Origin of the sequence: Sphingomonas populi (assembly GCF_004208535.1) — a bacterium.
GTDB lineage: Bacteria > Pseudomonadota > Alphaproteobacteria > Sphingomonadales > Sphingomonadaceae > Sphingomonas > Sphingomonas populi.
Window position 1 is genome coordinate 1 of sequence record NZ_SGIS01000038.1, and the last position, 14,958, is coordinate 14,958.

Sequence of the window (14,958 nt, forward strand, 5' to 3'; positions counted from 1 at the left end):
ATCGCCGTCCCTCGCTCTGGCTCAGGACGTCCATAAAGACGTCCTTATGGACGTCTCTTACGCGCTCACACCACCTTTCGGCAGGCGGCCTCAATCGGTCGGTTACAGAATAACGTTCAGCGTTTCATCATCACTGGTAAATTTTAGGTTGCCACGGATCTGGCCACCCTTATTGGCGGTGAAGCCCGGATCTCGAACGCCATTTGATGTTCTAAAGAAGCCACCAATGGCGAACGTCAGGTTCTTGTTTATAGGACCGGAAACAAACAGGTCATTGCGGACGCGATTCTGGCTACCAAGTATCGGCATGCCCCTCGATCCGCTTCGACCGGCGGTCGCCACCTTGCCGCTGCGGGGTGACGTCATCTCTGCCTTTCGAAAGCGCATGCCATCGGATCGCGCTTGATGCGCTGATGCCGAACCGCTTCGCAGCCTGCCGGCACGACGCGCCAGCCTCGATCGCCGCGATTACCCGCTTGCGTAGATCAACCGACAGCGCCCTGGGCATGTATCAACCTCCTTGCTCGAAGGCCGTACTGAATCAGATCGCAACCGATTTGGGAATCGCCCACGATTCAATCAGGTCGATTTATGCTCTAGAACCCTAAAGGGGCAGACGGCGGTTCGTTCGGTGATCGCAGTTCTTTTTCTCCACGATCCTGCTTCCCGTCAGTCTCGGTGCCACGCCACCACCTGCGCGCTCTCGTGTCATGCATGGCTGGCCGGATCTACCGAATGCGCGCGTTCCCGGGCCGGCTGCCAAGGGTCGCTGTCAACTCCAGACAGGAAGTGCTCGTCTTTCACCGGGCCAATCGGGTCTGGTCGGAACCCCTTCCTCTGATATCACTTACGCTTCCCCACCATCGCCGTGTTCGACAGCAGGACGGGACGCTTTCTCCGGGAATGGGGCGCCCACCTGTTCGCCATGCCGCACGGCATATCCGTGGACGACCATGACAATGTGTGGCTGACCGACGTTGCCCTCCAGCAGGTCTACAAGTTCAGCCCGGCTGGACGCCTGCTGATGGTCCTGGGCGAACGGGGTGTTGCCGGAGCGGATGACCGCCAATTCAATCGGCCGCAGTTTGATGACATCGGGCGAACGCTATTTGAACGGTCAGTCCCTGGCCCGCCTGCGACTGAAACGAGATCGTGCCTTCCATCGCTTCGGTCAACGCGCGAACGATGGCAAGACCAAGGCCCGTCCCACCGGTTCTCCGATCCCGCGACGGATCGAGCCGGGCATAGGCGGTGCCGAGCAGGGCGAGGTCGGCGGGATCGACGCCGGGGCCGTCGTCTGCGAAAGTCCACAGGATGAGACCGTCGCGTCGTTCGATGCGGATCGTGACGGTCCCGGCGTACCGCAGCGCATTATCGACCAGATTGCCAAAGATCCGTTCCAGCGTGGCGGGGTCGCCACGGATGATGCAGGTCTCGGGCAGGTCGAGATCGATATGCCCGTCACAACCATGCCGCGCGGCCAGATCCCGGGTGAGCGCGCTCAGGTCCACCGGGCCGGCGGTTTCGCGGCGCTGCGGTCCGATGCTGGCGAACAGCAGGCTGTCGTCGAGCAGCCTCGACATCTGTTCGAGATCGCGGACGGCGCGTGCGCGTTGTTCGGCGTCGCCGATGAACTCGGCGCGCAGTTGCAGGCGAGTGAGATAGGTCCGCATGTCATGCGCGATCCCTGCAAGCATGAAGGTGCGTTCCTCTACCAGCCGGGCGATGCGGTGCTTCATGTCATTGAACGCAGAGGCGAGGGCGCGGACCTCGCCACTTCCTTCCGGGCTAACATCGTCGGCATGCAGGTCGCGGCCGAGCGCGCGGACCCCTTGCGTCAGCCGCTGGAGCGGCCGGGTCGTTTGACGCAGCGCCAGCCACAACAGGGCAAGCAACAGCGCACCCCCGATAAGTCCGATCTGGCTCCTGTGCGCGAGATAGGCGCGCAGACCATCGGCGGGTCGTCCGGTCAGGACGAGCACGTCGCCGTCGCGTAGCCAGATCGTCAGGCGGATCGGCACAAGGAAACGCAAGGGACGTGCCCGATCGCCCAGCAGGCCGTTGAACCGCCCCGGACCACCATCGACGACGACATTGTGATCGGGCAACGCGCGGCGGTAGGCGATGGCGAGGGGCCGCATGCTCGCCGGCACTTCGCGGAAGTCGGGCAAGGGCGTGCCGCGTATCTCGACCGAGAAGAGCGAGCCGTTGAAATTCTCTACGAGCCGCTTGCCGCCCTCCGGGCCTGCCGCCTCGACCGAACGCACAAGTTCGGCGAAGGCGGGCGGCGAGGGCAGCCCGTAGAAACCGCGATCGCCGATCCGTCCCGGCAGTTGAAGGGTGGCGAGTTGAAGCAATTGCAACAGCACGAAGCCGACCAGCAGGATCGCGCCGATGCGGAAGGAGAGCGTGCCGCGCATCGCTCAGGCCCGCCGCACGGCTGGCGTGAACACATAGCCACCACCGCGCACGGTCTTGATGAGCGTTTCGCTTTCTGGGTGGATCGCCAGTTTTCGGCGCAGGCGGCCAAGCTGCACGTCGATGGTGCGATCGAACGGCATGGCTTCGCGCCCGCGTGTCCATTCGAGCAGTTGCTCACGCGACAGCACGCGTTGCGGATGGGTGACGAGGCAGTGGAGTAGGTCATGCTCGCCGCCAGTCAGGTCCACCGCCATGCCGTCGGGGCTGAGGAGGTGGCGCGCGTCGGCATCCCAGGTCCAGCCCGCGAAGCTGTAGCGACGGCCGCCGGGTGCGGCGATCGGCCCGTCGCTTCCGCGCGACCGCCGCAGCAACGCCCGCACCCGCGCGACCAGTTCGCGCGGATTGAACGGCTTGGGCAGATAGTCGTCCGCACCGATCTCAAGCCCGATGATCCGATCGACGTCGTCGCTGCGCGCCGACACGATCAGCATCGGCAGGTCGCCAATCACGCGCATCCGCCGGCAGAGCGACAGGCCGTCCTCGCCGGGCAGCATGATGTCGATGATGGCGAGATCCACCGACCGTTTCGCCAGCAGCGCATCGAATTCGGCGGTGGTGCGGCAGGGGTGAACGGTCATGCCTTCGCGTGCAAGCAGCCCGGTCACGAGATCGCGGATCTCGTCATCGTCTTCGATCAGGGCGACGTGCGGGCTTTCGGCAGGGTACATTTTGCAATCATGCCGATCAGGTGCACGGTCGCAACCGTTGTTACACTTCGTCACCATTTGATTCCGGCGGTTCGTCGGCGCCTTACCCTGGCATTCTACCTCCAGCATCGAGGGGCAAATCCTCGAGTCGGGAGTTTTACGATGCAGAAGATCTTCACCGCCGCCGCACTGGGCATCGCGCTTGCTGCAGGGTCGCTCGCTTTGCCGGGCGACGCCGATGCCCGCACCCGCGCGCACAACATTAGCGTGCAGGGCGCCCAAGGCCGAGGGTATGTCCGCCAGCACAGCGTGACGCGCCAGCCGGGCTATCGCTCGGCTAGTCGCAGCCTCCAGACCAATGACGGGCGTGGTGTGACCTCCAGCCGCGCGGCCGGGTGGGCCGACGGCAGCTATTCGGCCGGTGCGATGCACACCACCAATACCGGCACAAGTTGGGGCCGCAGCACCAGCGTCACCAAGCATGGCGACGGCAGCTATAGCGGTTCGGTCGTACGCACCCATGCGGACGGTTCGACGTCGAGCCGGTCGAAAACCGTCACCCGCGACTGATCCCCCCGCGATTGATCCCTCGGCCGGCGGCATCCTGCGGCCGGCCCGGAACCCCTCCTGCGAAAGACCGATCCAATGCGCAGTCTCCTCATCTTCAGCGCGGCACTGACCAGCATCGCCTCTCCGGCGCTTGCACAGCGCGGCGGCGACTGGTTCGCCGCCGCCGACACGAATGGCGACGGGGTCGTCACGCGGGCCGAGTTCATGGCCTATCGCGACGCCCGGTTCACCAAATTTGACCGCAACAAGGATGGCGTCATCAGCCCGGCCGACTTCCCCCGGCTCGCCAAGCGCAAGCCAGAGGCGCTCGATCGCCTGATGGAGGCGATGGGCGGTGCGGACGGCAACGGTGACGGCGCGATCTCGCGCAGCGAACTGGCACAATCCCCGCCGATGATGTTCGACCGCGCCGATGCGGACCGCGACGGCCGCGTGACCAAAGCCGAATATAACGCCGCCCGTGCCAAGATTCAGGCCGCCGTCCAGCAGACGCGGAACTGAGGCGCGAGTCATGACGATCCGAAGTCGCTTTCTATGTGTCGCAGCCTTGTTGGGCATCATCGCGCCGACCGACGCGATGGCGGCAGGGCCGGTGTGCGACGGGATCTGGCATGATGCCGTGCGAGACCGTGATGTTCCCGTCCGCATCCGCATGCCCGATGGCGATGGCCGCGCGCCGCTGATCCTGTTCAGTCACGGGCTGGGCGGCTCGCTCGATGGCGGGACGCTATGGGCGCAGGCCTGGGCCAACGCAGGGTTCATCGTCATCCATCTTCAGCATCCCGGCAGCGACCGCAGCCTCCTGCGATCGGGCGACGGCTTGCGCATGCTGCGGCAGATGCGGAGCGGTGGTGGCATCGGCGATACGTTCCGTGCGGCGATGTCGCCTGAGCAGCTCGACGCACGCGTGCGCGACGTCAAGTTCGTGCTCGACCAGATCCCAACGCGCCGCAGCGAGGGCGCTTGCGCGCTGACGCGCATCGATCTCGCACATGTCGGCATGTCCGGCCACAGCTTCGGCGCGCATACCACGCAGGCGCTGGCCGGACAGGTCTTCGCGAAGACCGGCGCAACCACGATCGAGCCACGGATCACCGCATCGATCGCGTTCAGCCCGTCGCCACCACGCGGCGGATCGGACGCGCAGGCGATGGTCAAGGTCGCCAAGCCCTTCTTCTCGATCACCGGGACGGCAGACACCACCCCCGCACTCCCGGACGTTACCGCCGCCGACCGCGAGCGCCCGTTCCGCGCCATGCCGCCGGGCGACAAATATCTGCTCGTCCTGAAGGACGCCACGCACGCCGATTTCAGTGGCAATGCTGGAGGCTTTCGGCAGCGGGGACCGAGCGACCATGTCGCCGCCGCCGTGATCGACACGACGATTGCATTCTGGCGCTGGACTCTTTCGGGTGACCGCGCCGCCAAAGCGGCGCTTGACGACCCCAAGGCGCTCGCAGCGCGGCTCGCGGTCGGCGATCGGCTCGAACACAAATGACGGCACTCCACATCTGCCCTACCGGACAGAACTTTAGATTCAAGTGACTAGGGGCGAATACGGGCAGCCATTCGCCACGTTTCAGAACCGCGTCCATTCGTCAGGCAACGATCACCTCAGCATGCGCAAATGCCTGCGCATAGCCATCCGATAAGGGGAGGTCGGTCACCAGAACATCGACCCGGTTAAGCGGTGCGGTTCGATGTACTGCATGCTGACCGAACTTCGACGCGTCCGCACCCAGCACAACACGCCTCGACGTCTCATAGGCAATGCGGCTCATTGCCGCCTCGCCGGGATGAAAATCGGTCAATCCGTGGTCGAGGCAAATCCCGCCGACCGACAGGATCGCCAAATGCGGGCTGAATTGCCGTACATAGGCCTGGGCCGCGTGATCGGAGAAGGCGTGGTAATCATAGTCCATTTGGCCGCCGGCCAGAAACAGCGTGTTGTCGTTGATCCCGCCAAGATCGGTCGCAACCTGGAAGGAATTGGTGATCACCGTCAACGATCGGCGTTCGACCAGTTGTTTGGCGATGAAGCAGGAGGTCGTGCCGGAGTCGATGAAGAGGATGGCGCCGTCATCGACCAGTTCTGCTGCCGCTCGGGCGATCCGCATCTTGGCCTCGGTATTCATATCCATGCGTTGGCTCAGCGGCCCCTCGAGCGTCGGGTTGGCCAATTTGGCGCCACCATGTTCGCGAACCAGGATTCCGCTCTCTTCCAACGCACGTAACTCGCGACGGATCGTTTCGTCGGAAACGTCGAGTTCGGACGCCAGTTCGGTCACCGACACGCTCAGGCCCGAGCGTAGTCGGGACACGATCTCGCGCTGTCGTTTGGATCTTTTATGCATCCAGCCTCTCTTGCATGTCTTGGAATGAATGTTGATGCGGGAAAGAAGATCGGCCGGAAAGGTCCGATGCTCAAGATTTTCGAGGTTGGTTTAGAAGCGGGTATGGCAGGCGCCGGGCAACTACGGCGCCTTCGTTCGGGTGATTTGGGCGATGTTCGCGACACCCGGCACAGAAGCGCCTGGGGGAGATCTGGTTCTGCCCAGGCAAAAGAGCCCGCCGATCTGAAAGATCGGCGGGTGGGAGGATAAGGAGGGTTGGGGTACGCCCTCCGGGGACATTAGAAGTTGGTGGTCAGTGTGATGCTGTACGTCCTGCCCCAACGCACGATCTGCGGCACCTGATAGCTGTCGGGGCCGACCGTCCGGTAATAGCTGACATTGTCGAGCAGGTTCGTGGCGGCGAGAACAAAGCGAATGTCGTGCGGCAGCGTGTAGCCGATCGTTGCATCGACACTGCTGGTTGCGCGCTGCGTGTCGTTCAGTTGCTTGCCGCCATAGGCGCCGAAGCGGTAGGCTGCGATCAACGGCCCGTTGTAGCGATACGACACATCCGCATAGAGTGGCCCCTTCTCATAAAACAACGCGGCGTTGGCGAGCCGGTTCGGCGTACCCTGCATCTGTTGGGTCACATCGGTCGAACTGTCGTTGAGATGCGCCCAACTGTGCTGGAGCGTCATGTTCCCCGAAATGCCGAAGCCCGATTCCCAGCCCGGCAAGTCGACAAGCTGATACCGCGCGGCCAATTCGACGCCGTACATCCCGGCCGTACCACCGTTCACCGGCTTCGAGATCGAAGCGACCCCGCTCTGTGCGATCTGCTGCGCGCGGAAGCTCGTGCCGCGATCATACAGATAGTCGCTCAGCGCCTTGTAGAAGCCGGCTACCGAGGCGCTGAACCCGCGATGCTGATGTTCGATGCTGGCGTCGAAGTTCCACGACTTGACCGCCTTAAGGTCAGGGTTGCCCTCCGTCACGCTGATGGAGCCGTCCGAGTTGATGGACGTCTGGCTGCCGCCGGCCAATTGGAAGAAGGCCGGGCGGGTATAGCTGCGCCAGATCGCGGCCCGCACCACGCTTTCGCCATCGGGGCGATAGTTCGCATGGAGGCTGGGCAACAGGATGTTGTATTCGGTCTTGCTCGACTGGAAGCCCTCGGACAAAGCGGGGCTGGTGGCTCCGCTTCCGCTCACCGAGTTCCAGAAAACATCGTCGATCGCGGTATGTTCGAAGCGCAGGCCGGGCTGCACTTCCACACCACTGAATTCGAGCTTTGCCAGCGCATAGCTCGAGAACACATTCTCATGGCCCGACAGCGTGTTCTTATTGAAGTCGTTCGGCGACAGCGTGGCCGTGTTGGCAGCGGCATGTGCCGCATCGGTCAGTGCTCCGCCATCGCCACGCAGGAACGTATAGGGGTAATATTGCTGGTCGATCGCAGGGACTTCGTTCCGCGAGAACGGGCTGCTCGTCCAGGACTGGCCGGCCGGGAGGAAGTTGAGGTTGCTATAGTCTCGCGAGTAGCTGTTGCGCGCGCTGCGGACGAATTTGACACCGGCGGTCACCGATTCAAGCCACGAGCCGATTGTGTAGGTGGCGTCGAAACGTCCGCCGACCTTCGATGCGGTGCTGCGCGAGTTCGTGAACTCGCCGCTATCCTGCTCAACGCCATACAGGGCGTTATTGTTGAAGCGGGCGAGCTGTGCCGCGCTCAAGAGCGGCAACGGATAGCCATTGCGGTAGCTGACGGCGAACGGGCCGTTCAACTGATTGCCGGCAAAGGTCTGGTACGTGATTTCCGCGTGATCCGGCGCCGCGCTCTTGCCCCAGCTCCAGAACCCGCTGTAGCCGAGCGTCAGCCGACCTGCATCCGTGGTGCCGCCGACGACTGCGGAGGCGAGGGTGGATTCGGAGGGGGCCGTTTCGAACCAGGCGTGATATTCGCCGTCGCTCTCCGCATTCTGGTACAGCCCGTCCGGGCGAACCACCGCTGCGGAATAGCCGTCCGCCTGAATGCTCTTCTGATAGACGTTCTGCTCAATGTTCGAGACGGCAAAGGTGCCGCGCGCGTACAGCTTGGTCGCGCCGAGGTGCCAATCCAACCCCAAGGCACCGCCGTAACTCACCTGATTGCCTTCGGTGAACTGCGCATTGGTGCTGGTCAGCAGAAGGTTGTCCTTCTTGGCAAAGCCATCTGGATTGCTGCCTTGCTCACCCTGGGAGACCGCGAACTCCCATTGACCGGCCTGAAAATCGACCATCGTCGAGGCGAAGTTGCGCTTGCCGAAATAGCCGGTAGCATAGACGCCGAACTGATCATCGTCGCCGAACTTATGCGAGACTTCGGCCTGCGCCATGACGTTGCCGGCGGGCGTGCCATAATCGAGCGCATACTGGCTCAACCCGCCGCGCAGATACACGCCGACATGGGTTTTCTTGTCGAAGTCATAGGCGGACGGCGTGCGGAAATCGATGGTTCCGCCGATCGCATCGCCGTCCATGTCGGCGGTCGACGTTTTGCTGACGACCACGGCGGCAAGCCCGACCGGTGGCAGCAAGTCGAGCTGGATCTGGCGCGAATAAGGCATGCCCTGCGCCGCATTCGCACCGTTGACGAGGTTGACGTTATAGGAGCCGCTCAGGCCCCGGAGATAGACAAAGCTCGCACCCCCACGCGCGGCACCATCGAGACCACCGTGGTTGCCCGATGACGGCGACCCGAAGAAATCGGTTGGCGCCACGGAAATTCCGGGCAGCCGCGCGAGTGCATCGACGACGCTAACCGTCGGCTGACGTTGCAGGTCGGCGCTCGACAGGACGCTGGTCGTACCCGTCGATTCGATCTCGGCCTTTTTCGACGCGCGACCCGTGACGATGATGTCCTCACCCTGGCGGGTCTTGGTGACGTCTGATTGTTCGACGGTCACGGTTTGCGCGGGAGCCTGGGCCTGCGGCGCCGCGTCCTCCGTGGCATAGGCCGTCGAGGGCAGAATCATCGCCCCGATCGCGATGGCGGAACACGCAGTCCCATTCAAAAGACCCGTCGTAGGAACATATGCGCGCGCAGCCGCGCGCGCCCAATCGATCGCGTTCATAAAACCCCTTAAATTTTGTGTTGCTGGCTGAACCCTGCTGGCGCGTCGATAGGAGCGTCATGTGAACTATCTGCGACAAAATGCATCATAATTAGGAGTGATCTGACCATATGTCCGGCATATGGTCGCAATACCCACAGTATTCTGTTGAATTTTTGAATCCGCCGATTGCTGGCCGCATTTTTGAACGCTACGGCGAAAGCCATGCAGGTCCGTCTCAATCCGAGGAAATCAGCGGGGCGCTGCGCAATCGTCGTCGGTGCTACGAACCGTGCGGCGCGCGGACCGACAGGGACGCCATCAGGTGGCGGGAATTCGGGTCGGCGAGCGGAATCCACCGGGCGATCGACGGTCCCGGCGCTCATCGTCAAGGGGGCGATCAGCCTATATCGGGCGATCAGCATTGCGCCTCAGGGAGCGGCGCGTCGGAATGGCGACACCTGCCGCCAGACTCGCGACGCCGGCATGACACAGCCAGAAGAGCGGCGTTGGCATGCGATCGTACAGCGCCCCCAGGACACCAACCACCAGGTTGGCGAAAAAACCGTGCAGGTAGAAGATTCCTATCAATGCCCCTTCCATGCGGCGTGGCGTCGCGCTGGTGACAATCGCCACGGCGGCGGGCCAGAGCAGCGCGATGCCGAAATCGAGAAACGCAAGGACGGTGAGCGGCGCGGTGATGGAATGCAGCCCGACCATGCTGAAAAGCGACAGCATGGCATAGCCGAGGACGATCGCGCCACAGCCCAACACCAGACGATCACCCTGCCGCAACCGCGCCAGTCGACCGACGCGGATCGTGGCGATCACCATCAAAATGGTAAGCAGGCCGTCCGCCGTCAGAAACCATGCCGGCGGGATGGCGAATCCGCCGATGTCGAGCCGGATCGTGCGTTCGATCCAGACCAGAAACAGATTCCACACCTGTTCATAGGCGCTAAAGCCCAGCACCGTAACGATGATCGCACCGACGGCCGCGCCGATCGACCCTTGCGGAAAGTGATCGGGGTCGGGCGCAGGTTGAGAGGGCGCGACAGGGGCGATCGTCGGCATTCCGACGAACACCGCGAGTCCTGCCAGCATCGCCACGCCTGCCCCGGCAAACCCGTAGGCCCAGCCGAATTGCTGCGCCAACCAGCCGCAGACCAGCGGACCGAGCATCGTCCCGACATTGATGCAGGCAAGATAGCGCGCAAAGACGGTGCCCCGGCGGGGATCCGTTGCTGGAAACAGGTCACTGACCTGCGCGGCCAGATTCGCCTTGAGCAATCCCGTACCGGCGATCAACAGCGCCAAGGCTGGCAGCAGCAACGCCGGAACGGTCAGGCAGGCGTGGCCTGCCGCGATGGCGACGGCTCCGGCAAGAACGGCATCGCGCCGCCCGATCACGCGATCGCCGATCAGGCCGCCAAAGGGCAAAGCGAGATAGGCCAATGCCGCGTACAGTCCAAAGACCTGCGACGCAAAAGCCAGCGGCGTCATCAGGCCCCAAATGCCCTCCAACCCGTGCCGCAGCGCCGCCAGCCCCCACGGCACCGCCTTGTTCGGCGCCAGGACTTCATTGATCAAATACAGGGTCAGCAGCGCCTTCATCCCGTGCAGGGAAAAGCGCTCCCACAATTCCATCCCCGCAAGCCGGAAGAACAGGCGATCCGTACGATCGGGACGAGCGGCGAAATGTGTCACCGCCGCCCCGTATCCAGCCTTGGTTACGATCCGGCGACACGGACATTCCACCAGTATCGAAAGGTTTTGATATGCGCATGGCGTGGTTGACGGCGCTTACGTTCGGCTTGATCTCGCTTCTGGCACCGCCGCCTGCCCAAGGCCAGACGCTGCGGGTGATGACGTTCAACGTCCGCTATCCGAACCCCGATGACGGCGCGAACATTTGGGCCAATCGGCGGAACGTGTTCGTGCAGACGGTCCGAAAGGCGGATCCCGACCTGATCGGCACGCAGGAGCTGTTCCAGTCGCAAGGCGACGATGTCGTCCGGGCGCTGCCACGCTATCGCTGGTTCGGTCGGGATCGCTTCGGTGGCCACGCCAACGAGCATATGGGGATTTTCTACCGGACCGATCGTCTGCGCCTGATCCGTCATGGCGACTTCTGGTTGTCCGAGACGCCAGACACAATCGGCAGCCTGGGCTGGGGCGCGACACTTCCACGGATGGTCAATTGGGGCGTGTTCGAGACCCGCGGCAAGGTACGGCTTCGGTTCCTGATGGTCGATACGCATTTCGCCAACCGCGACGACGAAGACGAACCGGCACGGCGCCATTCTGCCGATCTGATCGCTAAGCGCCTGCCAACGCTCGCAGGCAACCTGCCGATCGTCCTGACAGCGGATATGAACGCCACGCCCGATAGCGAACCCCATAAGCGGCTTTCCGCCGTCCTCGCCGATGTCTGGCAAACTGCGCCGTCGAGAGCGGGACCGGGCGGCACGTTCCATGATTTCACGGGCAAGCCGCGGGCGATGATCGACTATATCATGGTCAGGGGCTTCAAGCCTATTGTTGCAGAGGTTCTTACGACGCATCAGGGGGATCGCTACCCGTCGGATCACTTTCCGATCATTGCAGACCTTGTTCGGGATCGTGCGGTACGCTGATGCCGACCAATCCGGGTCATTAGATCACTCTCAATGCGATCCCGACGATACAAACCGCCTTCAGGACGCGGTAGCGACCGTGTGGGGCGGATTGCCGCCTATTGAAATGTTGGGGCGGCCCAGCTTGTCACATCGACAAGGCACGTCGGCACGCCAATCGCCTGTGCGCCGGCGATGTCGGTATCGAGATTGTCGCCGATCATCAGGGCGTCTGCGGGTTCGACCTGCAGCGCGGCGAGCGCGGCATGGAACAGCAGCGGCGCGGGCTTGCCAATGATGCGATCGGGCGGCCGCCCCGTCATGGCGACAACCGCAGCGGCGAGTGCGCCCGTTTCGGGCGTGACGCCACATTCGACGGGGTGTGAAACGTCGCCATTGGCGACCCACAACAACGCGCCGTCGCGTACGTGGTTAGCGACGCGCTTGAGCGTCGTGAAGTCGAAGCCGGTGTCCCGTAGCAGCAGCACGGCCTTCGGCGCGCGATCTTCGAGGTTCAGCCCGAGATCGCGCGCCGCCTGCTTCATGGCGGCGGTGCCGACGACATCGAGAGGCGCGTCCCCGAAGGCGAGCCGCGCCTCGCGCAGCAGCGTGTCGCCGGCGAGGTGAACGCAACGCTCTTCGACGCTCAGGCCCTGCGCTTCGAGCATCGCCGCGTAAGCCGGGCGTGGCAGTGTCGAATTGTTGGAAACGATCGCGAACGCCGGGCCGGCCCGCAACGTGTCCACGACATTCGGCAATACCCGATTGTCGATCGCCAAGCACCCGTCCCAGTCGCACAGCAAGGCGCGCGCGCGCCCGATCGCCGCGCGCAGGTCTTCCCAACCGGCTGGACTCAAAATACGAGGTCTTTCTTCATCATTCGGGAGCGGACCGTGCTGCTGCGCATGCGTTCCAGCATTTCTGCCGAGATGGGGAAAACTTCGCGATAGCGATCGACCAGCGCGGTGTGCGTGACCATCTGGCCGTTCTTCCATCGATGCAGTTGGAACGCGGGCGGCTCCATCTCGAAGAACGCCTGCGCGCTGGGGTCGGCGGCAAGATCGAGGTTCACCTGATGCGCGGTCGAGGGGCAGATAGTGGCGAGCCGCCCGCCGACCACTGCCTGGATCGAGCGATGAACATGCCCGCACAGCACACGCTCGATATTAGGATAGCGCGACAGTGTCTCGATCAGGCCTTGCGCCCAGCCGGTGCCTTCCGCGTCCATCAGCGTTATGCCGCAATCGAACGGCGGGTGGTGCAGCGCGACGATGGTCGGACGATCGGGCTGTTCGGCGAGCCGCTCTTCCAGCCAGGCGCGGCGTGCCTCGCAAAACTCGCCCATGTGGTGGTCGTCGCTGGTAGAGTCGAGCGCGATGATCCGCACCGGCATGTCCTCGACGGTATATTGCACGAACGGCCAGGCATCGGCGAGGTGCGGGTAGTCGAGCGACGCCAGCATCGTCTTGCGGTCGTCGTGGTTGCCGATGACTAGGTAGAACGGCAGGTGCAGCCGGGCGAGTTGCCGCTTCAGTTCATCATATTCCGTCACGGTGCCATGATCGCACAGGTCGCCGGTGATGACGACGCAGTCGGGCCGGGGATCGAGCCGGTTCAGTCGATCGACGGCTTTGGTCATCATGCCGTTGGTATCGACCTGATCCCTATAGGCGCGGCTGTCGCGGGCGACGACATGAGTGTCGGTGATCTGTGCAATCAACATGGCGATTCCCCTTGTCGACGCCTCTCAATCACGTCCTGTACATGTGTTCAAGTCGTTCATGAAACTGTCACTGAAAAAGTTCAGGGCAGGTGCGGTCAGTCCTGACACGTCCAGCGAGTCGCCGCATGTCCACAACGCAAATTGGAACGAAACGGCTCTCCCTGTTTGGGTTCGCGATCTTCTCGCTTCCTGTACTGGTGTTTCAAGCGATCGAACTTCCCTGGCGGGTGTACCTGCCGTCCTTCTTTTCCGAGACGCTCGGCTTGTCGCTTGCCACGGTCGGCACGCTGCTGATGATGATTCGGCTGTTTGACATGGCCCTCGACCCCGCCGTGGGGTGGGCGAGTGATCGCTTCCCGACGCGTTTCGGCCTGCGGCGACCGTGGATGGTGGCGAGCGTACCGTTCATCGTGATCGGCACCTGGCAGGTGTTCTTTGCGCAGGCGGGGGTGAGCGTCGCGACGCTCGCCGCATGGTGCGTCGCTATGCACTTCGGCTACACGTTGCTGGTGACCCCACACGGCGGCTGGGGCCTCGAAATCTCCAGCGACTATCACGAGCGCACCCGGATCATGGCCGCGAAAATGTGGTTCGCGGCGGCGGGAATGCCGTTCATCATCCTGCTGCCCTCGATCCTGGAGCGCGGCTTCCATGTCGGTCGTGCCGGGCAAGTCGCGGCGATGGGCGTGCTGCTGATCGTACTGACGCCGCTGTCGGTACTGCTCGTGCTACGCTTCATACGCGAACCGGCGATCGACCCGTCGATTGCTGCCCGCACCCAAAATCCGTTCCGCCAGTTCGCGGCGATCCTGCAGGATCGTGCGCTGGTGACGATCCTCGCGCTGTACGCGCTGGTCGGTCTCGCCGATGCCTCGTCGGCGGGCACCTTCCTGTTCTTCGTCGAGCAGACGCTGGCGCTGAAAGGCTGGGCGAGCACGCTGATGCTGATCCAGGCGGTCGTCGCGCTCGGTGCGATTCCAGCCTGGGCGGCGATCAGTCGCGCTGTCGGCAAGCGCCGCGCCCTGATGGGGGTGTTCGCGTGGCAGGCGCTGTCGGCGCCGCTCGCGCTGCTGCTGCCGGTAGGCGGACTGGTGCCACTCGCCGCGTTCCTGCTGGTGCGCAACGCGAGCTGGGGAGCGGACTATATGCTGTTGCGGGCAATGGTCGCCGATGTGTCGGGGCGCGATGCCGGTGCCGGGCTGCGGCGATCGGGCAGCTATTACGCTTTGTTCAATGTGACGCTGAAGCTCGCCGCCGGGCTTGGTGTCGGTGTGGCGTTGTGGGTGCTGTCGCGCGCGGGCTTCGTGCCGGGGACGACGGCGACTTCCGACGCGCTGTGGACGGTACGGCTGACCTATGCGCTGCCGAGCTTTCTGGCCGGGCTGACCGGCCTCGTCATCCTGACCCGGGGCAGCGCCGAGGCGCCCGCCCACCCCGCGATCGCGGCCGCGCAAAGTTCGCAAGTCGCCTTGGCGAAAGGTGAAGCGACGGTTTAAC

General features: G+C 63.5%; 14 protein-coding genes and 1 pseudogene. 5 read left to right on the plus strand and 10 right to left on the minus strand.

What is annotated here, in order from left to right; all coding sequences use genetic code 11:
• Positions 1-102: 102 nt before the first annotated feature.
• The 5 genes and pseudogenes from EWE75_RS19385 to EWE75_RS19400 all read right to left on the minus strand — a co-directional run bounded on the left by EWE75_RS19385 (position 103) and on the right by EWE75_RS19400 (position 3,149).
• Entirely contained in the window at positions 103-366 is a 264-nt protein-coding gene (locus tag EWE75_RS19385; protein WP_206364821.1) for a hypothetical protein, read from the minus strand.
• A pseudogene (locus tag EWE75_RS26300) lies at positions 305-508 on the minus strand (helix-turn-helix domain-containing protein); the annotation flags it as partial. The gene EWE75_RS19385 and the pseudogene EWE75_RS26300, both read right to left, overlap by 62 nt.
• 339 nt (positions 509-847) lie before the next feature.
• A complete protein-coding gene (locus EWE75_RS25135) occupies positions 848-1,069 on the minus strand; it encodes a hypothetical protein (protein WP_165388453.1) in 222 nt (73 codons plus the stop codon).
• Position 1,070: 1 nt separating this feature from the next.
• Entirely contained in the window at positions 1,071-2,420 is a 1,350-nt protein-coding gene (locus EWE75_RS19395) for a sensor histidine kinase (protein WP_130159762.1), read from the minus strand.
• 3 nt (positions 2,421-2,423) lie between these two features.
• Positions 2,424-3,149 (minus strand): response regulator, encoded by a 726-nt coding sequence (locus EWE75_RS19400; RefSeq protein ID WP_130159763.1) that lies wholly within the window; start codon positions 3,147-3,149, stop codon positions 2,424-2,426.
• 141 nt (positions 3,150-3,290) lie between these two features.
• Between EWE75_RS19400 and EWE75_RS19405 the strand changes: the two genes are divergently transcribed.
• From EWE75_RS19405 to EWE75_RS19415, 3 genes are all read left to right on the plus strand, one after another.
• A complete protein-coding gene (locus EWE75_RS19405; RefSeq protein WP_130159764.1) occupies positions 3,291-3,698 on the plus strand; it encodes a hypothetical protein in 408 nt (135 codons plus the stop codon).
• 75 nt (positions 3,699-3,773) lie between these two features.
• Positions 3,774-4,199: an EF-hand domain-containing protein gene (locus tag EWE75_RS19410; RefSeq protein ID WP_130159765.1), complete on the plus strand. Its 426-nt coding sequence runs from the start codon at positions 3,774-3,776 to the stop codon at positions 4,197-4,199.
• A 10-nt stretch (positions 4,200-4,209) separates the two neighbouring features.
• The gene (locus EWE75_RS19415) at positions 4,210-5,196 is read left to right on the plus strand and encodes an alpha/beta hydrolase family protein (protein ID WP_130159766.1); all 987 of its coding nucleotides are present in this window, start codon (positions 4,210-4,212) and stop codon (positions 5,194-5,196) included.
• A gap of 100 nt (positions 5,197-5,296) precedes the next feature.
• Here EWE75_RS19415 and EWE75_RS19420 read toward each other — a convergent pair whose 3' ends face one another.
• From EWE75_RS19420 to EWE75_RS19430, 3 genes are all read right to left on the minus strand, one after another.
• Positions 5,297-6,052: a DeoR/GlpR family DNA-binding transcription regulator gene (locus tag EWE75_RS19420; protein ID WP_130159767.1), complete on the minus strand. Its 756-nt coding sequence runs from the start codon at positions 6,050-6,052 to the stop codon at positions 5,297-5,299.
• A gap of 278 nt (positions 6,053-6,330) precedes the next feature.
• On the minus strand, positions 6,331-9,045 hold the full coding sequence (locus EWE75_RS19425; RefSeq protein ID WP_165388454.1) for a TonB-dependent receptor: 2,715 nt from the start codon (positions 9,043-9,045) through the stop codon (positions 6,331-6,333).
• Positions 9,046-9,528: 483 nt separating this feature from the next.
• Complete coding sequence (locus EWE75_RS19430) at positions 9,529-10,830, minus strand: MFS transporter (protein ID WP_130159769.1); 1,302 nt, start codon at positions 10,828-10,830, stop codon at positions 9,529-9,531.
• A 77-nt stretch (positions 10,831-10,907) separates the two neighbouring features.
• Here EWE75_RS19430 and EWE75_RS19435 point away from each other — a divergent pair, with 77 nt between their 5' ends.
• On the plus strand, positions 10,908-11,759 hold the full coding sequence (locus tag EWE75_RS19435) for an endonuclease/exonuclease/phosphatase family protein (protein ID WP_206364818.1): 852 nt from the start codon (positions 10,908-10,910) through the stop codon (positions 11,757-11,759).
• Positions 11,760-11,857: 98 nt separating this feature from the next.
• Here the strand turns inward: EWE75_RS19435 and EWE75_RS19440 are convergent, their stop codons facing one another.
• Positions 11,858-12,595: an HAD-IIA family hydrolase gene (locus EWE75_RS19440; RefSeq protein ID WP_165388455.1), complete on the minus strand. Its 738-nt coding sequence runs from the start codon at positions 12,593-12,595 to the stop codon at positions 11,858-11,860.
• Positions 12,592-13,461, minus strand: coding sequence for a phosphodiesterase (locus tag EWE75_RS19445; protein ID WP_130159771.1), 870 nt, complete (start codon positions 13,459-13,461; stop codon positions 12,592-12,594). Before EWE75_RS19445 ends, EWE75_RS19440 begins: the two co-directional genes overlap by 4 nt.
• A 125-nt stretch (positions 13,462-13,586) precedes the next feature.
• Here EWE75_RS19445 and EWE75_RS19450 point away from each other — a divergent pair, with 125 nt between their 5' ends.
• On the plus strand, positions 13,587-14,957 hold the full coding sequence (locus EWE75_RS19450; protein ID WP_130159772.1) for an MFS transporter: 1,371 nt from the start codon (positions 13,587-13,589) through the stop codon (positions 14,955-14,957).
• The last annotated feature ends 1 nt before the right edge of the window (position 14,958 follow it).